Genomic DNA, 18,862 nt, shown 5'->3' with positions numbered 1-18,862 from the left:
ATCGTCCGCCGTCGCTCGCCCCGGCCGGCGCATCCCCGGCCGGTTCTCCCCTGCGCACGATCAGGAGACATGATGGAACCATCCGGGCACTCATTCTTCGAGGTGAGGCCTGCTTATGCGCCATCACCCCGTCCGATCCAGGACGACCACTCCTTCGCCGTCCTGCGCGCCGCCGTCGCACGCTCGCGCAAGCGCTTCGTCATCGTCAACGCCTCGGCGTGGGTGTTGGCCGTAGGAGCTCCGACTCTTGCCGGACTGCCGGTGGACACCGAGGTCTTGGGTGAACTGACGGTCGGCATGGTGCTGTTCGCGGCACAGGCCGGTCTGCTGCTCGCCTCCTCGGGGCGACTCGACCGCGGTCAGCGCGAGGCCCAGCAGCACTGGACCGCCGCCCAGGCCTCGGTTTCGTTCTCAGCGGGCGGAGAGTACCGATGAGATACCGAGCCGAGCAGTTCCACGCCGCGGAGACCTTGGGCGCCGCACCACTGGTGGCATTCCTCCTGGTCGTCTGCCTGGCCGTACTTCTGTATCTGCTCTTTGGAGCGGGGGACGCCGACGACACCACCGACGTCTACGTGGCCGGCAGGTCACTGCGGCCCGTGCGTAACGCCCTCGCCCTGACCGGGGACTACATCTCCGTGATCACCCTGCTGAGCGTCACCGGCCTGGTGGCACTCGCCGCGCACGACGGCATGGCGATGGCCGTCAGTGGCGTCGCGGCTCTCGGAGTTCTGCTGCTCCTCGCCCAACCACTGCGGAACGTCGGCCGATTCACGCTCGGCGACACATGGAACGAGCGCTTCCCCGGTACGCGGGCGCGGGTCGCCGGAACAGTGGCGACGCTCTGCTTCTGCCTGCCCCTCATGGTCGTACAACTGGTAGTGGCGGGCGCGGCCGTGTCCTTCCTGCTGGGACTCTCCGATCTCGGCGCGGCGGCACAGCTCTGCACCGCGCTCATCGGAGGCATCATGATCTGCGCCTCCTCCCTCAACGGGATGCGGGGCAACAGCATTCTCCAGGCGATCAAGACGGTCGTGCTGCTCCTCGCGATGTCCGTGCTGGCCGGCCAGGTGCTGGACAAGTTCGGTTGGAGCCCCAACCGACTGATCGACGCGGCCGGCCGCGGGTCCGCGGGTACCGACGAAGTCGGTCCACTGCACCATGGCGGTGCCTCGGGCACTCTGTCCCAGCTCTCGGCGCAGATCACCGTGGTGCTCGGAGCGGGAGTGGCCCCGCACATACTGATGCGGCTCAAGGCCTCCGAGCGGGGCGATTCGGCGCGGCGCACGGTGAAGTACACCATCGGTCTGGTCACGGTCTTCTCCGGACTGGCCGTGCTGATGGGCCTGGGCGCGGCGGCACTGGTGGGAGCGCAGAGCATCGCGGCGGCCGACCCCGAAGGCCTGGCCGCGGTTCCGCTGCTGGCCTTGCAGCTGGCCGCCGACGGCTCCAGCGGTGGCGCCATACTCGCTCTGACGGTGTCCATGATCTTCCTCACCAGTCTGACCGTGGTGGCCTCGCTGACCTTGTCGTCGGCCGCGGCACTCGCGCACGACATCTATGCTCCGACCGCCGGCCGCAAGCGGTCCATGACGAGCGAGATCTGGGCGATGCGCTGGTCCAGCGGGGCCGTTGGAGCGCTTGCCGTGGTGCTCGCGGTGGCACTGCAGGGCAAGAGCGTCACCTTCCTCTCGTACTTTGCCGTGGGGGCAGCGGCGGCCGCCATCTTCCCCGCGCTCGTCCTCGCGCTGTTCTGGCCGGGCTACACACGCACCGGCATGCTCTGGAGTGTCTACGGAGGCCTCGGCTGCTGCGTGGTGCTGCAACTCTTCGGACCGGCCGTCTCGGGAACGCCCGCGTCGATACTGCCCGGCGTCGACTTCGCCTGGTTCCCACTGGAGACGACCGGGCTGGTGTCCGTCCCGGTGGGGTTCCTTCTCGGATGGGTGGCGAGCCGGACATCGGCGTCACCGCCAACTCGTGCTGGACACAGGCAATTTGAGAAGCAGGCCCTGACAGGCACCAGCAGGCCGTGATGGGAAGAAGTACGGTCCTGACCTTGTCTCCGCGGCCGGGTCAGGACCGCAGGGTCCACGGTCGTGGTCCTGCCCATGAAGGAGGCGTTACCGGCCGCGGGGCTGCCGCGGGGGCGTTCGTCGTCCTGTTGACGCCCGGTGGCAGTGGTGCCTGTCTCACTCTGGGCGCGCTGACCGGTGCCGGACTGACCGCCCAAGCTCGACCAGGGACTGGGACGTACGATCGTCCTCGTCCTGCACGATCTGATAGCGATGCGTTCCGGCCTCGCGCACGGCACCCCGGCAGCATCGATCCCGTTGCCGGTACGTCGCTCGTCGTGCCCCATTCCGTACCACTCGGGAGCACTCTTTTCTCCGGCCTGGGATGAGGTGCCGGGCCACCGCCGTCATGTGCTGGTGCGCCATGGGCCTCGATGCACCGCGCGGGACGCCGCCGCAACAGTGGGGGCCCTGACGTGGCCCCGGAGGACCAGTGGTAGGGGCCGGTCACCCCCGAGGGCGCCCGGGCGCTCGTCGACGCCTGGGCCGACGAGCCGAGGCACGGCGTCCGACGTCGAGTGAACCGGCCTGCGGGCCGGCACCGACGCCCCGTGTGCCAAGGGTTCGGCTCATTCTCCTTCCCCGGGTCAGGGGAGGGCGACGACCCGGAGGAAGGCCTGGGTGAAGGTCTCGATCGCTTCGTCCGTCGTAGGCAGGTCGATGTCGTGGACCAGGCCCGTCACGGGGCGCAGCAGGAAGTGCAGGAAGATGGGGCTGGTCATCTGCTGCGTGAGCAGGAGAAGGGGCATCTCACGAATACGGCCTGCTGCGGCCTCCTCAGCCAGCCACGATCCCACGCCCGCCAGCAGACGAGGGGTGACGGACTGGAAGACCATCTGTACATTCGCGTCACCGGGTCGCGCGAAGACTTCCGCCAGGAGGGCCGGCAGGACGCGCGGCTCTCGCTGCAAAGCGTTCACGAGCAGCTGGTAGAACCGACGAACGGTGTCCTCCAGATCGCCGCGCGGCCCGGCCAGGAGCGCCTCCACGTCGACGATGGGGCTATAGCGCTCGAACACGGCGCGCAGGAGCTCGTCTCGCCCTCCGAAGGTCACGTAGAGACTCGGCACGGAGCACGCGGCTGATGCTGCCACGCGCTCGAAGGTGACCGTTCCCAGTCCCTGTGTGCTGATCAAGTCCGCTGTGGCCTCGATGGCGCGCTCTCTCACCGGCTTTCGCGCCCCCGAGGCGATGCCGGCGGCCTCCAGGGCCTTGTCCAGGGTGTGCCGGGTGCCACCCAGTCGACGCAGCAGTGTGCTGCGGGAGACTCCGGCTTCCAGGGCGATGTCGCGCAAGGTCACATCTGCTGCTGGCACACCTTGTGCGGCCGCGGCTCGGAGTGTGGCGTCGATGACTTCCTGGGGAACGTCGGATGACTCGTTGGTCTGCGATCCATTGGTACGTGGCATGTGATTTAATGTACTATCTAATCGAGTCTCAGTCCAGGATGTGCAAGCGTCTGCGCACGCCGAGCCCTTCCTGTAGCGCGTGGTGCTCAGAAAGACTCCTCATGACCAAGCACTCTGTCACTTCTACCTTCGGGCGCAAGCTTGCTCAGGTGGTCCTGGGTCTGACCGCCCTGGTCACCTTGACACTGTGTGCGTTCGCCCTGCCCCCGATTCACAGCGGTCCGCATCACGTCCCGATCGAGGTGACGGGTCCTCCGAAGTTCACCGAGGCATTCCAGGAGAACCTCGACCGACAGGCGTGGGATGTGCGCCAGTACGAGACCTTCGCTGCCGTGAAGTCCGCGGTCGAATCGCGCGACATCGACGGCGGGCTCGCCATCACTGCTCAGGGAGTCGACGTATACACGGCGACCGCCGGTGGCCCCTCAGCCACGGGTGCGATCACCGAACTGGGAAACCGCGTCGCCGCGGAGCAAGGGGCCCGAGCCGACGTTCATGACCTGGTGCCGTTCACGGAGGACGACCCGCGTGGCGCGGGACTGACCGCCGCGCTCCTGCCCATGATCTTCGGCGGCATGTTCCCGGCACTGTTCCTGAATGCCGTATTTCCGGGGCACCGCGGTCTGCGGACCCGTCTGGCAGGGGCGCTGTTGTTCTCGCTACCGACGGGGGCCGCCGTGGCCGCCTTCCTCCAGTTCGTCACGGAGTCCGTCGACGGTGACTACGTGCTGACCGCCCTTGGGCTCGTGCTCGGCCTGACCGCGCTGTCCACGACGCTGATCGGGCTGCAAGCCTGCCTCGGAGTCGCCGGCCTCGCTCTCGGTGGGGCACTCGTGATGCTTCTCGGTAATCCGCTCTCCGGCCTGGCCACCGGACCTCACTGGCTCCCGAGCGGCTGGTCCACGCTCGGTCAGCTGCTGCCGCCGGGCGCCGCCGGCAGTCTCCTGCGCGCCAACGCATTCTTCGACGGCCAAGGGGGCGGCCTGCCCGCCCTCGTCCTCACTGCCTGGGTCGTCGCTGGAGTCTCCATGGTCCTCGTCGCCGACCGGCAGGGACGCACCAAGCCTTCCCACGCCGCCGGTGGCCGCTATGTACCGGCCTTGCCGTAGGGGGCGAGGTCATGTTGATCAGCTGGCCCCGAAAGTCATCGCTCCGCGCGGTTGAGCTCTGCGGCGAAGAGAGCGGACGCACTCTTCAGGATCGCGTTCGCCTGGCGCAGCTCCTCGTTCTCGCGCCGAAGGAGCGAGATCCGCTCCTCGTCGTCCACAGCAACGGCGGAACCGGAGCCCCCGACGCCGGCGTGAGCCGCTGTGCGTGGCTGGTCCGTGCCGACAGGGCCCAGCCCAGAACAGCCGTCCAGCAAGCCGGACTCCGCCCCGCCCCGGTGCGCCTCCACGGCCGCTCTCGTACGGTCCTCGTCGCCGAGCGTGATCGCCGCCACCAGCTCCTCGTGAACGGCCAGGCGTCGGTCCAGGTAGTCGTTCGGAGTCGAATCCGCCTCACGGTCCGCGCGGACCGACAGTTCCGCGATGCACTGCATCGTGCCCAGATACATGGCACGGGCGAGGTGGTTGCGGGTGATCGCGGCGATGCGTTCGTGCAGTGCCCAGTTGGCCTGGAGGAAGCGCTCCAGATCGTTTCGGGCGTCGCGCAGCGCGCCGAGGCACGCTTCGAGGGCCTCGGCGTCCCGATCCGTCCGCCCTCGAGCCGCTTCGAGCGCGATGAGTTCCTCCAGCGAGTCGCGCACGGCGATCGCGTCCGCCACCGTCGTAGCCCCCTGCGGCACCCTCAGCAGCGTCTGACGCAACCGGACCACTGGACTGACCTGTGCGACGAAAAGCCCGCCTCCGCGTCCTGGGCGCACCTCCGCGCTCCCGCGTTCGGTGAGCAGCCGCACCGTCTCGCCGATGGTCGCCCGGCCGTACCCGGTCTGCTCCCGCAGTTCCTCCATGGTGGCTATGCGCTCACCAGGGCGCAGACCCCGGTTGTCGATCATCTGCTCGATGTCCGAGGCGAGGCTCTTGGCCAAGCCAGGTGGTCGCGAATACATGCGAAGGATTCTAGCTCTTGACATGGAGACGGAGGCCTAGCAGGCTCAGAAGTACTCGAAACATACGGGTGGTTAAATCCAGATCTCGTGGGTGGTGTGGCCCCACGATGGATCAAGACAAGACGGCGCAATCCGTAGCAGGACCGCCACCGTCATGACGCAGTCCCTCGGCACGAGGCCCGTGGCGTTGAGCGATCAAGGCCCGCGGCTCCTGTGCACGACTCCGAAAGCAGGACTCCATGCTGTGTAAGGGAAGGTTCGCGGGACCGGTCGCCGGCCTGCGGTTCGAGACTCCCACGTGCTCGGGCTTCACGGATGAGAAGGGCACCTTCGAGTACCGGGACGGCGAGACCATCGTCTTCTTCGTCGGTGCCGTCCTGCTTGGTGCGGCACGCGGAGCTGAACGTCTCACCGTCGCCGACATCGTCGCGAGGGTCGACGGCAACCTGGACAAACTGGCCGACCCGGGGCTGACGAACATCGCCCGGTTCCTCCAGACCCTGGACCGGGACGGCAACCTCGACGACGGGATCACGCTGACGCCGGAGATCCACACGCTGGTAGGCGACCGCGTCATCAACTTCCGCAATCAGACGACGCTGGCGCCCGGGCCGGCCGACCTCATCCAGGCGTTCACCGACGACCCGGCGGTCACGGTCCTGCTCGACGAGCTGAACCAGGCGAAGGTCTTCACCGGTGCCACACCGCGCAAGCTGAGGTCGGCCGCCGCCGCCCGCAATGAGGTCCGGCGCAATGTGCTCGGCATCCGGCGCTACCGCGACGTGAAGATCCCTACACGGAACGGATCGTTCGTCTACGCCGACGTCTACCGTCCCGATCACGATGGCCCTGTCCCCGTGATCATGAACTGCGGCGTCTACGGCAGGGCCTTCGTCCACCACTCCATCGGCGGCGAAGAGGATGCCGAGAAGCACGATCAGATGGAGGAGCGGTACTTCCTGGGCAACCCCAACGGGTACGAGTACGAGAACCACGAGACAGTCAACACGGTCACCTGGGTCCCCCGGGACTACGCCGTCGTACGCGTCGACGGGCCAGGCGCCGGCAAGAGCCCGGGAACCCTGGGAATCTGGGGTATCGACGAGGCGGAGGCCTTCTACGACGCCATCGAGTGGGCTGGGGTGCAGCAGTGGTCCAACGGGAACGTCGGGCTGTGGGGCATGTCGTACTACGCGGTCAACCAGCACGCGGTGGCGAGCCTTCGGCCGCCGCACCTCAAGGCGATGATCGCCATCGGGACGGACGCCGACCTCTACGAGGAGGTCGTCTACACAGGAGGCATCCTCAACGAGGAGTTCTTCCCCATGTGGTTCCAGAAGGGCATCGCGCCCGCGATCATCGGTGAGGTCAACGCCAAGGACTTCCTGGCGATGGCCAAGGAGAATCCCTTCAAGGACTCCGACACCGCCCTGGTCTACGGCCCTCGGTCCGAAGTGCTGATGAATCCGGATCTCAGCGAGGTCTCGGTGCCGCTGTGGACCGTTGCCGTGACGACGCACCCCGCCAACTTCCACCAGCTCGGCAGTAGCGAGACGTACCTCAACACTCCCACGAAGAACAAGAAGATCGACTTCTGGGAGGACTGGTTCATGAAGTCCTACCAGGCCCCGACGGTCCAGGACCACGTGGCGTTCTTCGACCACTGGCTCAAGGGCGTCGACAACGGGATCATGGACAAGCCGCCCGTACGCCTCGAAATCCGGACCGGGCGCGGCGCTTCGTACCTGCAGGAAGAGCAGGAGTGGCCCATCGCCCGCACCGAGTACGTCAAGTGGTACTTGGACGCCCGGCCCTCCGGCCTGGAGGGGGACCTTCCCTGCGACAACGTGCTGAGTCTCGGGCATGCGGTCCCCGACGCAGAGCGGTCCGTGGCGTATTCGGCCGAGGTCGACCCGGCCGCACCGGTCGTACCGCCGGCGCCGATAGCCGGCCGGAAGGAGTGGACCACCGCGTCCTGCAGCCCCGGTGCCACTTTCGTCAGCCCGCCGCTGGAGGCGGACACCGTGCTCGCCGGCTACAGCAAGCTCGTCGTGTGGGTCTCCTCCACCAGTGAGGACATGGACCTCTTCGCGTCTGTACGGGTGCTCGACGAGAACAACCACGAGGTCGACTTCTGCGGCCCGGCGGTCATTCCCGGCATCCCCACCGACCTCTACCCCCTGGCCAAGGGATGGCTCAAGGTCTCCCACCGCAAGCTGGACACCGAGCGTTCGACCGAGTTCCGGCCGAAGCACACCCACCTGCGTGGCGACCACGCCCCGCTGCGCAGCGGCGAAGTCGTCCCCGTGGAAGTGGAGATCATCCCGAATACGGGCCTGGTGCGGGCCGGACACCGTATCCGGATCGACATCCAGCCGTTCACCGGTGTCGGCCACGGCAGCAGGCACGCGTACGACGCGTCGTATCACGACGGTGCCCGGAACGCGATCTACACGGGCCCGGAGCACCCGAGCTACCTGCAGCTGCCCGTCCTGCCGCCCAAGGAAGCCTGACCAGCCTCGCCAGGTATGTGTGACGGCCCCGCCCCACGGCTGATCATTACTTGCCTGAGGCGACCTTCAAGACCATTCCGTACGAAGTACCATTCGAACCAGCCATGGAGAGTGCGATGAATATCGAGGAACTGAGCGCCCGAGCGGAAATCCACGACGTGCTGCTGCGCTATTGTCGCGGTCTCGACCGGGTTGATATGAGCCTGGTCCGCGGCGCATTTCACGAGGACGCGTGGGTGCAGTTTCCGGCAAGTCTGCACGTCGGTCCCGTCGAGGGTTTCGTGGAATTCCTGTCGGGGGAAATGCCGCGCTTCGTCCGCACCATGCACTTCCTCGGCAACAGTCTGATCGAGTTCGACGGTCCTGCCGTCGCGCACGTGGAGACCTATCTCCAGGCCGACCACCAGGGCTCGGAGCGGCACCATTGGAAGAACGAGACGGTCAAGCTCTGGGCGCGCTACCTCGACAGGTTCGAACTGCGTGACGGGCGGTGGCTGATCGCCCGCCGCCAGCTGCTCGTCGACTGGATGTACAGGTACCCCACGGACGGCTGGTTCGACGATCACCCCGACGCCTCGGTGGGACGCCGTGACGGGACGGACCCCAGCCTCCAGAAGGTTGCCGGCTTCAGCGGTACGCCGCTGGGCAATGGCGAATGGCCTGCCTGATCCGAATTTCTCCGGATCCGACAACCGAGGAGGTATGGAAATTATGGTGATGACCGCGAAAACGGACGTCGACCGGCCGCAGGCTCAGGAAATCCTGGCCCGCGTCGAGGATATGAAGCCCTGGCTGCGCGAGCAGCAGGCCGCCGCGGAGCGAGAGCGCCGCGTCCCCCAGGAGAGCATCGAACGTCTCGACGCCGCTGGTGTCTTCACCCTGACCACGCCGCGACGCTACGGCGGTGCGGACTTCACGACACGTGAACTCCATGCCATCTACCGCGCGCTCGGCGCGGGATGCGGGGCGACATCCTGGATGGTGTGGGCGGCCGCGGGAGGAAACCTGTGGAGCTTCTCCTTCGCCGACGAGGTCATGGCGCCGGTGTACGAGACGCCCTGGGTCGGTAACCGCACCTTCGCGCTGGGCGGCACGAGCCGGCGCATGTCCGGGACCGCGCGCCAGGTCGACGGCGGATGGATGGTCAAGGGCGCCTGGCCCTTCGCCACCGGCAGCGTTCACGCCTCCCACGGATTCCTCGCCGTCTTCTATGACGAGACCGACGACGCCAAGGTCGGCATGGTTCTCGTCCCGAAGGACTCACTCGTCGCCCGCGACGACTGGGATCCCATGGGTCTTGCGGCCACGGGCAGCCAGACCATGGCGACGGATGGTGAGCTGTTCGTCCCGGACGAGCGCTTCAGCACCCCTCGGGAGCTCAACGCCCGCCTGGCCGAGGCCACCGAGCAAGGAGTGGGGCCGCGCCGCGGGGGAATCTCCCGTTCGATCGTGACGGGCACCGGCACGGCACTCGGCATGGCCGATCACGCCATGGAGATCTTTCTCGGTGGATTGGGGAAGCGGGGCATCCCCTATTCGATCTACTCGAAGCAGCTAGAGGCGCCGATCACCCACCTCACCGTGGGCCGCGCACACGCGCAGATTCGAGCGGCGGGACGGGTCGCCGAGGCCGCGGCGGCCGAGCTGGACCGACTCGATGCCGAGGGCCTGGACCCCACGGAGCGGGAGATCGTTCAGTTCCACACCGACGTTGCTTATGTCTGGGACGCCTGTGCCTCAGCGGTTGAGACGCTCTTCCAGGCGTCAGGCGCGTCCGCAATCATGAAACGTCAGCCCCTGCAACTGATCGCCCGCAACTGCCGCGCCGGCAGCCTCCATGCGGCGCACACCATCGATACCTGGATGGAAAACATGGGACGCACGCTGTGCGAGGTCGAGGCCGGTCCCACGTCGACGAGCGTGCTCGAACGACGGGCCTAGGCGAGCTCGGAACAGGGCCTGTCGCGACGAAGAAGAGCTGCCGGGAGAGCAACCTGCCCAGCCTTACTGAGAACTCACACTCGGCGTCCGGCCCTGTTCACCGCAACAGGATCAGAGTCCGGCTCCTCGACGCATGAGAGGGATGCCCATGTCATCCGCCGCGTTTCGCAAGTACCTCTTCCCCGCGCATCACCCGCGCGTCGCCGACCTGAGGGGCGTTGACGCGTACCACTACCGCGACCTCGTCCGAGTCGACGGCACGTTCACCGGTGACATGATCCGGGACTGGTCGCGCCTCTACAAGAACGACTTCGTCGGTGTCACCGAGGACGGAACCCTGCGCGAGGGGGTCCACCGTCTGGCCACGGCCGAGCCCGGAGAAGAGGCGCCAGTGGCCGTGATGGTCGCCGCGGCGCACCAGTTGCTCGACACGCTGGACGAGAACGGTCGGTCCCGACTGTCCTATCCCGTGGACGCGGTCGAATGGCAGACGTGGTCCAACCCCGAGTTCCTCCAGTTCGACACCGGCCTGCGCTTGGAGTTCCAGCCGGCCGAGGTGCGACGTGCGGCGCTCGCTCTCGTTGAGGCGTCTTTGAGCGCCGAGGGATACGAGGCCGTGCGCACGGCGATGCGCATCAACGCGTTCCTTGGAGAGGTCGTCGGCCTGGAAGGCATCCTCAACGAATTCAGCTACAACTTCGCCCTGTACGGAGAGCCAGATCAGAGTGCCCCGTGGGGCTGGCAGCTGTACGGCCATCACTGTGCCGTCAACTGCCTGGTGGTTGAGGGGCGTATGTCCTTGAGCCCCGTCTTTCTGGGTGCGGAGCCCAACGAGATCGACGCCGGGCCCCACGCCGGTGTACGTGCCTTCACTGAACGCGTCGCGCTCGGCAGGCAGCTCATGGAGACACTTCCGGAATCGCAGCGCCTCGAGGCCACCGTGTACGAGCGGATGATTGATCCCGCGATGCCCGAGGGCCGCCTGCACCCGGGTGACGAACGGCATCTCGCCGGCGCGTTCCAGGACAACCGGGTGATTCCCTTCGAGGGCATGCCGGTGTCGCGCATGCAGGAGGCGGCCCAGGACCTGGTCGTGGCCATCGCCGAGCAGTTCGTCGAGCATCTGCCGACCGGTCCTCGTACGGCCAGGCTGCGGGAAGTGCGACACCACCTGGACGACACCTGGTTCAGCTGGATCGGCGGGCACGGTTCGGACGACGTCTTCTACTACCGCGTTCAGTCACCTGTGCTCATCGCCGAACTCGACCACCACTGCGGTGTGTGGCTTGGGAACGACGTTCCACAGCCCTTCCACATCCACACGGTTCTGCGCACTCCGCACGGAAACGACTACGGTCGAGCCTGGGTACGGCAGTGGCAGCGCGAGCACCCGTGATGCCTCGCGGTCATGCGGGACTGATGGGGAGTTGCAAGTAGGACGCACGGGCGCCGCCCGTGTGGATGACGTGTCGTCCAGTGTTGTGGGAGTCGAGGCCGCGGGTTCCTGGCGTTGCCGCCCCCAGCGAAGGGTCCGCGCTCACGACGAGCCGGAGGAACTCACCGGGGCCCAGCCTCAGGCCCAGCGGCGGAAGATCGATCTCGACGTCGACGACCTCTCCGGGACTCAGTTTCTCGACCCGGTCGAAGCTGTGAGCGGGAACGGCGTCGGTCGCCTGCGCCGCGTCCAGGTGTCGACGAGAAACGCGCAGGCGGCCGGCTGACCCTGTGTATCGCAGGGCGCGACCGGCGAGTTCCGACGTGTCCTGACGGCCCAACGACTGCACGAGCACGAACAGATCCATGTCGTCGGTGCCCTCCGACTCGACCCAGAGGCGCACCTTTGGGTAGCCGACCAGGGTGATCCCTTCGTCGAAGCGGATCGTGAAGGAGGCCTGACCGGGTTTCGATCCGGCGTCGTAGGCCGTACTGAAAGCGGCAGCCGGAAGCTCCGTGTTCAGTGAGTGTGAGCGGGCGTCCAGGTAAAACCGCGTGCAGGTGACATCCTCCGGCGGATAATTTTCCGTGGCCAGATCAGGGCAGCCGCCTCCTCGGAGGTCGCTGACGCCATGACGTACGCGAGGAGTGCTCTGCCAGCCGTTGTCCGCGCCCTTGAGGTAGTGGTCGAAGAATCGGCGCAGTTCCGCCGTATTGGTCTCGTCGTGATAGTCCTGCCGCGGTTGGGTGTGGTGAATTCGCAGCCACTTTTCCGCTGAGGCGATGCTCCGCCAGGCGCGGAAGGTGCCCACTGCGTGTGCCGGGTTGGAGTAGCCGGCGACGATGTAGGCGGGCACGGTGATTCTGTCGAAGCGCGCGATCTTGTCCTCCCACAGATCGTTGATCAGCGGGTAGCGCGCGGCCTCCGTGAGGATGTCCTCACGTCGGTTGTCGCCGGCGTAGACGTGCTTCTGCAGGCGTTCGGCGACGCCGGTGTCGGGTATGCCGCCGCGCATGACGAGATCGCGGTAGACGTCACTGAACCCTTCCTGCGGGTGGATCGCGGCCAGAGACGGTGGCTGTTCGGCGGCGGCGAACCATTGCGCGACCGCGAGGTAGGAGGTTCCGCTCATGCCGACCTTGCCGCTGCACCAGTCCTGTTCGGCCAGCCACTCGATGAGGTCATGGCAGTCCATGCCCTCCTGACGTCCGAACATGACACTGTCGCCGTCGGACTGAGCGATCCCCCGGGGATCAGAGGTGCAGATCGCGTAGCCCCGCGAGCACCAGTAGGCCGGATCCGGGCCGTCGAAAGTGACCAGTGCCGAGAGCGGGGCACTTTTCAGGCCGGAGGGATGCGGATCGGGGACGCTCGACAGCGTCCCCCGGCTCTTACCGTGAGGATCCCACGCGACGATGACGGGCACCTTCTCGGCGGCGACGGGGCGGAATACGTCGACAAAGATCGTCACGTCGTCTCGCATGCTGACGGCGACATCCTTCTCGAAGACGACATCGATCGGCAGAGATCGAAAACGCGGGTCGACCTCAAAGCCTGCCGGCAGAATACGCGTGACCGGCTCGAATCTGCGCAGCATCGCGCGGGAGCTCGCGTCGTACTCCGACCTTTCGTACACCCGCTTCTTCAGGCCCATTGCGGCGTCCTTCCAGAAGCGAGGTGTGAAGCTTGATTAAATGTACTTTGTAGTCGAATTTCAGTCCAGCCGGACTGACCCTCTCGCCGGAGAGCGAGGCTTCCGGCACCGAGACATGATGGAGGCACCGGCCGAATGAAAGGCGGTGACACCACATGGATGTGAGCGGGACGGGAGACTGTCCTGTTCTGGCCGGGGCGGCGACCGCGCTGATCGACGATCGTGGGGTCGTGGTCGGATGGTCCCGTGCCGCAGAACAGCTGCTGGGGCGTCCAGCCGCTACGGTCCTCCGGCGATCCGTTCTCCGGCTGCTGGCCGAGCCCGGTGCCTTTGCCGGCGGTGAGCTGCCCCGGGAGGGCGAAGCCGGACTGCTCCACGACTCCGGGCAGGTCATCGCTGTCCGTTATCGCACCGAGCGGCATCAGAGTCTCGGCCTCTCCCTGATCCTGGCCGCGGCGCTCGAGCGGGCATCCGAGATCGAGTGGGACACGGCGTTGTCGCGGGCGCTGCTGAACCAGAGTCGCATCGGGTTCGTCCTCCGGGACAAGAATCTCGCGGTGGTGCGCTCCAACCAGGTGCGCGGCGCCGCGGCTGGTCCGACGCTTCCGGTGGGCAGCATGGTTTCCGACGTGATTCACCCGGACGACGCCGCCGGTGTGGAGGCGGCGTTGCGGGGTGTGCTGGAGACAGGTGTGCCCCTGGTCGCCCATGAGCAGCGTGTGCGGTCGACCGGGGCACCATACGGTGATTGGTCGCTCGCCGTGTCAGTCCTGCGAACGGAGGACATGCGGGGCCGTCCCACTGGGATCGCCATCCTCTACACCGATGCGACCAAGCACTTGCAGGCTTACCGCCGGCGTGAGCTGCGCCACCGGGCGTCAGCGGGGATCGGCGGAACACTGGACATCAATCGCACGGCCCAAGAGATCGTCGACATGCTGGTTCCCGACATCGCCGACGTCGCCTGGGTCAACCTCGCCGACGCCATCTATACCGGGGACGAGCCACCGAAAACGTTCGGCGGCGGTGATCTGCATCTGCGCAGGGCCGCGATGCGTATCGCAACCGGCCCGTGGCCCGATGCACTGCTCCGGCATGGCGAGCCCATCCCTCACTTCCCCGATCTGCCCCTGGTCCGTGAGCTCCAGGAGGGCCGCACCGTAGTCGTGGCGCGCGAGGCGCTGGAACGAGCGCTGGTCGACCACCCCTGGCTGCGACTGGTGGCTCCACGGCACGGACACTCGCTGATCGTGGCTCCGCTCTACGCGCGCGGCCTCGTGCTGGGAGTCGTGACGGCCTGGCGTACTGATCGGCCCCAGCCCTTCGACGAGGAGGACGCCGGTCTGTTCAGCGAGATCGCGGCTCACTCGGCCCTGGGCGTGGACAACGCCCGCCGGTACACACGAGAGCATCGGGCCGCCGTCGCCCTGCAAGAGCGCCTGCTGCCGCAGGCGTTCACCTCCACCAGGGTCATGGAGACCGCGGGCGCGTACCTGCCCGCCGCCGGCGGGGCCGAGATCGGCGGTGACTGGTTCGACGCGATCGAGCTCCCTTCGTTGCGGACCGCCCTCGTCGTCGGGGACGTGACCGGCCACGGACTGCATGCCACCGCGACCATGGGCCGCCTGCGAACCGCCGTTCAAACGCTGGCGGATCTGGAACTGGCGCCCGACGAACTGCTCACTCATCTCGATGACTTGGTCTCCCGACTCGCCGATGAGGCGGAACTGTCACAACGCGACTTCGTCGGCGCCACCTGCCTGGTGGCGGTGCACGACCCGGTTGAGCAACGTTGCACGATTGCCTCGGCCGGCCATCCGCCACCGTTGCTGGCCTTGCCGAGCGGGGATGTGGCCCCGGTGAATGTGCGGCCCGGGCCTCCTCTCGGTGTCGGCGGCCTGCCGTTCGAGCCCACTACCGTCGCCGTGCCACCCGGCAGTGTTCTCGCTCTGTACACGGACGGCCTGCTACAGCGGTATGGCACGGACATCGACAGCAGCACGCGTGACCTCTCGGACCGCCTTGCGCAGCACTGCCGCTCAGCCGCCGACCTGCCCCCACTTGCGCGGGATCTGATGAGCGGGGCCGCCCAGCATCCACTGTCGGACGACGCCGCCCTGCTGCTCGCGCGCACGTCCGCGGTGGAGCCCGAGGACGTCGCCCGTTGGGAGTTCCCGGCAGACCCCCGAGCAGTCTCTTCGGCCAGGGAGGTGGCCGTAGCCAAGCTCGCGGAGTGGGGGCTGGAGGACATCGGCTTCGTCACCGAACTGATCGTCAGCGAACTTGTCACGAACGCCGTGCGTTACGCGGGCGGCCCCGTGGGACTACGCCTGATCCGCGGCGAGTTCCTCTGCTGCGAGGTCACGGATCCCAGCAACACACAGCCCCGTATGCGACGGGCCCGTACCTCTGACGAAGGAGGCCGAGGCCTGTTCCTGGTGGCTCAGATGAGCCGCCGGTGGGGGAGCAGGTACGGACAGAGCGGCAAGACCATCTGGGTCGAACAAGATCTGTCCGTTTGAGGCCGGTGCCCAGCGGCGCTGCCGCCCGCGGGCTCAACCCTTGGCGGGCGGTGCGGGCGCAAAGCGGTCGAGAGTGGTGATCCCTTCGAACTTGTGCGGCTGCGACCCCGCCATCAGCCTGCCGTAGTTCTCGGAGAGGGCTTCAAGATTGAGGGCCCCATGCAAGGTGATGACCCGTGCGTCGCGCCAGGCTCGCTGGATCGGTTCGCTCTCCATGATGGCCGTCGAGCCGGAGTTGCGCTGCAGCAGCTCGATGGCCTCCGCACACCACTTGGCCGCGTACGCGGTCTCGGCGAGCACCCGTGCGCTGAACATCTGCATGTACTCGGGGTCGGCGGCCTCACCCGCTGCGGCGGCGGCTCCCAGCCGGTCGGTTTCATCAGCGTTGGCACGCGTCATCAACGTCGCAGACTGGATCTTGGAGTGAACCTCGGTGAGCATCAGATGGGTCAGGGGCGCGTCCAACTGGTTCTTGTAGGTGGTGCCGCGGATGGGGCGGCCGGCGGAGCGCTCCAGGAACCTGGCCAGCGCACCCTGCGCGATGCCGATCGACATCCCTGCCATGAGGCTGAAGGCCCAGCCGAGCGAGGGCGCCTTCCACAACGATCCCTTGAGCCCGTTGTCGATCTTTCCGCCGACGACGTCGCGGAAGTCGACGACGCGGTAGTCGGGCACGAAGAGCTCGTCCCGGACAAGGGTGATGGATACGCTGCCAGTCGCGCGCATGCCGGCGACGTTCCAGTCGTTGAGGAACCGGAGCTCGTCACGCGGAACCTGTACGCCCACCAGGTAGGGACCGTCACCGTCGTCGGCGATGCAACCCAGGTTCGTGTAGGGCGCCCAGAGCGAGTCACTTCCGAACGTCCAGGGACCGCCGGTGATGGCCCAGCCGCCCTCGACTCGCTTCGCGCGCCCGCGAGAGGCAGGGAAGTGACTCGATCCGGCCACTCGTGGCCCGGTCCACTCGCATCCGTAGACCTCCTCGACGACGCGAGCGCCCGAGCCGGCCGGAATCCAGTTGGTCGAAGCCCCGACCCATACGGTCCAACCGGCCGAGCCGTCCCACTTGGAGACCTCGGACACGACGTCCAGCTGCTGCCGAACGGTCAGCTCATCCCCGCCGAACTCGACGGGATTGCCGATGTTGAACGCGCCTGTTGCGTCCAGATCGGCGATGGTCTCGTTCGAATGGCGACCGGCACGCTCGGCGTCGAGCGCTCGCTCACGCAGGGTGGGGCCCAGGGCGCGGACGCTCTCGAGGATCTTCGCCAGCCTCTCGGAGGTGTCTCGAGTCGAAACCATCGTCGTCATCTCCTGTATGTCGTTCCGTACGAGACAAGGGCCGACTCGGCAACTGACGCCGGCTCTTGGCGGTATCTCTGGTGAGGCTTGGATGGGGACTGCGACGACGGCTGTGGCGCTTCCCGGGGGCACGAAGCGAGCCAGGAAGTGTCTGGGCGGGCGCGAAGAGGCAGCAGAGCCGTCGCTGAGTCGGCCGTAGGAGTCCGCAATCAGGACCCTAGGCCTCCGCGAGGGAAAGTGTCAACATTAATAGCGGCAAGACTATCGATCGAACGTTTGAAGAAGTGTCCAATCGCTCGGGCTCGCGCAAAGTGTTGACAGTAGATGGTCGAGGCTTAAGGATGAGGGCCACACGCCCGCCCGGTCGGCGGCTCTCCAGAAGTCACGGGACGTGACTGTGGCCCTCCTCGCGCCGGGTGGTGCGGAGCCGACGAGGGAGCGTGCCGTCAGGGCTCCGAGGGGGTGGCCTCTTCCGCTTCCCCATCATCTGCTGGTGTCGGTGGAGTCGTTGCCGCACCGACGCTCCCTAATCTTGCCGTCGACGCATAAAGACCCGAAATGTCACATTGAGTACGAGGGACGCGAGCATGATTGAACATGACAAGGCTGCCATCGTCGAGGTCCTGAACCTCTACGGCCTGGCGCTCGACGCGCATCGCTGGGATCTGTTCGACCGCATCTTCACGGAAGACGTGGTCGCGGAGTTCGGCCCGGCCGGAGCCGCCTGGTCCGGCCTCTCCACCTTCAAGAACTCCTTCGCCGGGTTCCACGAGAGCCTGGACAGCCACCAGCACACGATGATGGGCCAGTTGGTGCAAGTCGACGGGGACCGGGCGAACGCCTTCAGTTACGGCAACTGGCTCCTCGTGCGCGAATCGGCCGAGGACGGCCCGACGTGGCAGGGGACCGGCTGGTATGACGACGAGCTGGTCCGAAGCGAGAACGGCTGGCGCATCCGGCACCGCGTGTGTCGCCTCATGTCCTGGACCGGCAACCCCTTCGTCCCCGAGCCGCAGGCGGAGCACAAGCCCGACATGCAGACGAACGTGCTGCGTGAGCACAGTGACGCGGGGAAGGTCGCGTTCCTGAACGCGATCAAGGTCAAGTAGGCGAACCAGCCGGGTTCACGGTCCTCGTCGAGTGGGGTTCGATCTTGACGAGTATCGGGCAGGACCGCGGGCGGCCCTCCGTGCATGCGAGACGGAACCCCGCGTCCTGCCCTCCGGGCTACGGGGACTCACTGCTGCGACCGGGCTCCGGAGTGAGGAGATAGGCGAGTGCCATGTCCCTGAGCTCGTCCGCGTACCGTTGCAGAGCCGCCTCGCTGGTGAAGCGATCCGGACGCAGTGAGTTGTGGAAGCAGGCGCCCAGAAGGGCCCGGGCCGCGGTGTCAAGGGCCGCCTCCGGGTCGGGGCGCCGGATCTGGTCCACGTAGGGCATCGCCGCGTCGATGAGGAAGCGGTGGATCTCGGAGATGGTGCGGGCGCCGCGATCAACAGCGCCGCCTGCCCGAGTGCGCAGCAGCTTGGTGAAGAGATTGCCGCCCTCGGCGAAGGAGCGGAGCAGAGAGTGAGCGTAAGCGTGCAGGACGCCGGACAGTGACGGCTCGGCCGCGCGTAGCTGCTTCGCCACGTACTCCTCGCGTCGATCCAGCATGCGTGCCGTCAGGGCACTGATCAACTGTTCTTTGCCCTCGAAACGACGGTAGATCGAGCCCACCGACATGCCGGCGCGTTCGGCGACGCCCGCGATGGTCAACTCCTCCAGCCCGACCTCGGAGGCGAGTTCCTCGGCGGCCTGCAGCATCCGGGCCAGCGTCGCGGCGCTGCGCGCCTGTCGCGGCTCTCGGTAGTGCGTGAGGTGGTTCCGATCATCAGTCACGGCTCGCATGGTACCGACGACGGCTTCGCGCACGTCTCTTGACAGAGCGCGCTGGATCGCTCGTAGTATTGCGAATGAGA

The 18,862-nt window shown here is 66.9% G+C and carries 14 protein-coding genes; 9 read left to right on the top strand and 5 right to left on the bottom strand.

Features of this window, described 5'->3' with window-relative positions; all coding sequences use genetic code 11:
• Positions 1 to 69: 69 nt before the first annotated feature.
• Positions 70 to 435 carry a hypothetical protein gene (locus ACFC1X_RS11015; RefSeq protein WP_376351133.1) on the top strand — a complete coding sequence of 122 codons (366 nt, stop codon included), beginning with the start codon at positions 70 to 72 and terminating at the stop codon, positions 433 to 435.
• The gene (locus ACFC1X_RS11010) at positions 432 to 2,036 is read left to right on the top strand and encodes a cation acetate symporter (RefSeq protein WP_376351131.1); all 1,605 of its coding nucleotides are present in this window, start codon (positions 432 to 434) and stop codon (positions 2,034 to 2,036) included. The genes ACFC1X_RS11015 and ACFC1X_RS11010 overlap by 4 nt, the downstream gene beginning before the upstream one ends.
• A 626-nt stretch (positions 2,037 to 2,662) precedes the next feature.
• Here ACFC1X_RS11010 and ACFC1X_RS11005 read toward each other — a convergent pair.
• Entirely contained in the window at positions 2,663 to 3,484 is an 822-nt protein-coding gene (locus ACFC1X_RS11005; protein ID WP_376351128.1) for a TetR/AcrR family transcriptional regulator, read from the bottom strand.
• A gap of 101 nt (positions 3,485 to 3,585) precedes the next feature.
• Here ACFC1X_RS11005 and ACFC1X_RS11000 point away from each other — a divergent pair, with 101 nt between their 5' ends.
• Entirely contained in the window at positions 3,586 to 4,593 is a 1,008-nt protein-coding gene (locus ACFC1X_RS11000; RefSeq protein WP_376351125.1) for a hypothetical protein, read from the top strand.
• A 35-nt stretch (positions 4,594 to 4,628) separates the two neighbouring features.
• On the opposite strand, the gene ACFC1X_RS10995 is transcribed toward ACFC1X_RS11000, so the two are convergent.
• Positions 4,629 to 5,534 (bottom strand): FCD domain-containing protein, encoded by a 906-nt coding sequence (locus tag ACFC1X_RS10995; protein ID WP_376351124.1) that lies wholly within the window; start codon positions 5,532 to 5,534, stop codon positions 4,629 to 4,631.
• Positions 5,535 to 5,773: 239 nt separating this feature from the next.
• Between ACFC1X_RS10995 and ACFC1X_RS10990 the strand changes: the two genes are divergently transcribed.
• The 4 genes from ACFC1X_RS10990 (at position 5,774) to ACFC1X_RS10975 (ending at position 11,384) form a co-directional block, all read left to right on the top strand.
• Entirely contained in the window at positions 5,774 to 8,047 is a 2,274-nt protein-coding gene (locus ACFC1X_RS10990; protein ID WP_376351122.1) for a CocE/NonD family hydrolase, read from the top strand.
• Positions 8,048 to 8,163: 116 nt separating this feature from the next.
• Entirely contained in the window at positions 8,164 to 8,715 is a 552-nt protein-coding gene (locus ACFC1X_RS10985) for a nuclear transport factor 2 family protein (protein WP_376351119.1), read from the top strand.
• A 34-nt stretch (positions 8,716 to 8,749) separates the two neighbouring features.
• Positions 8,750 to 9,988 carry an acyl-CoA dehydrogenase family protein gene (locus ACFC1X_RS10980; RefSeq protein ID WP_376351117.1) on the top strand — a complete coding sequence of 413 codons (1,239 nt, stop codon included), beginning with the start codon at positions 8,750 to 8,752 and terminating at the stop codon, positions 9,986 to 9,988.
• 274 nt (positions 9,989 to 10,262) lie between these two features.
• Complete coding sequence (locus ACFC1X_RS10975) at positions 10,263 to 11,384, top strand: DUF3500 domain-containing protein (RefSeq protein WP_376351114.1); 1,122 nt, start codon at positions 10,263 to 10,265, stop codon at positions 11,382 to 11,384.
• Between the two features lie 10 nt (positions 11,385 to 11,394).
• Here the strand turns inward: ACFC1X_RS10975 and ACFC1X_RS10970 are convergent, their stop codons facing one another.
• The gene (locus ACFC1X_RS10970; RefSeq protein WP_376351112.1) at positions 11,395 to 13,077 is read right to left on the bottom strand and encodes a CocE/NonD family hydrolase; all 1,683 of its coding nucleotides are present in this window, start codon (positions 13,075 to 13,077) and stop codon (positions 11,395 to 11,397) included.
• Between the two features lie 155 nt (positions 13,078 to 13,232).
• Between ACFC1X_RS10970 and ACFC1X_RS10965 the strand changes: the two genes are divergently transcribed.
• Complete coding sequence (locus ACFC1X_RS10965) at positions 13,233 to 15,599, top strand: SpoIIE family protein phosphatase (RefSeq protein ID WP_376351109.1); 2,367 nt, start codon at positions 13,233 to 13,235, stop codon at positions 15,597 to 15,599.
• Between the two features lie 33 nt (positions 15,600 to 15,632).
• Here ACFC1X_RS10965 and ACFC1X_RS10960 read toward each other — a convergent pair whose 3' ends face one another.
• On the bottom strand, positions 15,633 to 16,910 hold the full coding sequence (locus ACFC1X_RS10960; protein ID WP_376351107.1) for an acyl-CoA dehydrogenase family protein: 1,278 nt from the start codon (positions 16,908 to 16,910) through the stop codon (positions 15,633 to 15,635).
• Between the two features lie 578 nt (positions 16,911 to 17,488).
• Between ACFC1X_RS10960 and ACFC1X_RS10955 the strand changes: the two genes are divergently transcribed.
• Positions 17,489 to 18,010, top strand: coding sequence for a nuclear transport factor 2 family protein (locus ACFC1X_RS10955; protein WP_376351104.1), 522 nt, complete (start codon positions 17,489 to 17,491; stop codon positions 18,008 to 18,010).
• A 118-nt stretch (positions 18,011 to 18,128) separates the two neighbouring features.
• Here ACFC1X_RS10955 and ACFC1X_RS10950 read toward each other — a convergent pair whose 3' ends face one another.
• Positions 18,129 to 18,791, bottom strand: a complete 663-nt coding sequence (locus ACFC1X_RS10950) for a TetR/AcrR family transcriptional regulator (RefSeq protein WP_376352121.1) — start codon at positions 18,789 to 18,791, stop codon at positions 18,129 to 18,131.
• Positions 18,792 to 18,862: the final 71 nt, after the last annotated feature.

Source organism: Streptomyces sp. NPDC056128 (genome assembly GCF_042263835.1).
GTDB lineage: Bacteria > Actinomycetota > Actinomycetes > Streptomycetales > Streptomycetaceae > Streptomyces.
This window is presented reverse-complemented; position numbering and strand designations above follow the sequence as displayed.

Bases quoted from the DNA above. Each gene is read 5' to 3' on its own strand.
- ACFC1X_RS10970 (WP_376351112.1), bottom strand. From the start codon at position 13,077: ATGGGCCTGAAGAAGCGGGTGTACGAAAGGTCGGAGTACGACGCGAGC.
- ACFC1X_RS10950 (WP_376352121.1), bottom strand. From the start codon at position 18,791: ATGCGAGCCGTGACTGATGATCGGAACCACCTCACGCACTACCGAGAG.
- ACFC1X_RS11000 (WP_376351125.1), top strand. From the start codon at position 3,586: ATGACCAAGCACTCTGTCACTTCTACCTTCGGGCGCAAGCTTGCTCAG.
- ACFC1X_RS10975 (WP_376351114.1), top strand. From the start codon at position 10,263: ATGATCCGGGACTGGTCGCGCCTCTACAAGAACGACTTCGTCGGTGTC.
- ACFC1X_RS10960 (WP_376351107.1), bottom strand. From the start codon at position 16,910: ATGACGACGATGGTTTCGACTCGAGACACCTCCGAGAGGCTGGCGAAG.
- ACFC1X_RS11015 (WP_376351133.1), top strand. From the start codon at position 70: ATGATGGAACCATCCGGGCACTCATTCTTCGAGGTGAGGCCTGCTTAT.
- ACFC1X_RS10980 (WP_376351117.1), top strand. From the start codon at position 8,750: ATGGAAATTATGGTGATGACCGCGAAAACGGACGTCGACCGGCCGCAG.
- ACFC1X_RS10955 (WP_376351104.1), top strand. From the start codon at position 17,489: ATGATTGAACATGACAAGGCTGCCATCGTCGAGGTCCTGAACCTCTAC.
- ACFC1X_RS10990 (WP_376351122.1), top strand. From the start codon at position 5,774: ATGCTGTGTAAGGGAAGGTTCGCGGGACCGGTCGCCGGCCTGCGGTTC.
- ACFC1X_RS10995 (WP_376351124.1), bottom strand. From the start codon at position 5,534: ATGTATTCGCGACCACCTGGCTTGGCCAAGAGCCTCGCCTCGGACATC.
- ACFC1X_RS10985 (WP_376351119.1), top strand. From the start codon at position 8,164: ATGAATATCGAGGAACTGAGCGCCCGAGCGGAAATCCACGACGTGCTG.
- ACFC1X_RS11010 (WP_376351131.1), top strand. From the start codon at position 432: ATGAGATACCGAGCCGAGCAGTTCCACGCCGCGGAGACCTTGGGCGCC.
- ACFC1X_RS11005 (WP_376351128.1), bottom strand. From the start codon at position 3,484: ATGCCACGTACCAATGGATCGCAGACCAACGAGTCATCCGACGTTCCC.
- ACFC1X_RS10965 (WP_376351109.1), top strand. From the start codon at position 13,233: ATGGATGTGAGCGGGACGGGAGACTGTCCTGTTCTGGCCGGGGCGGCG.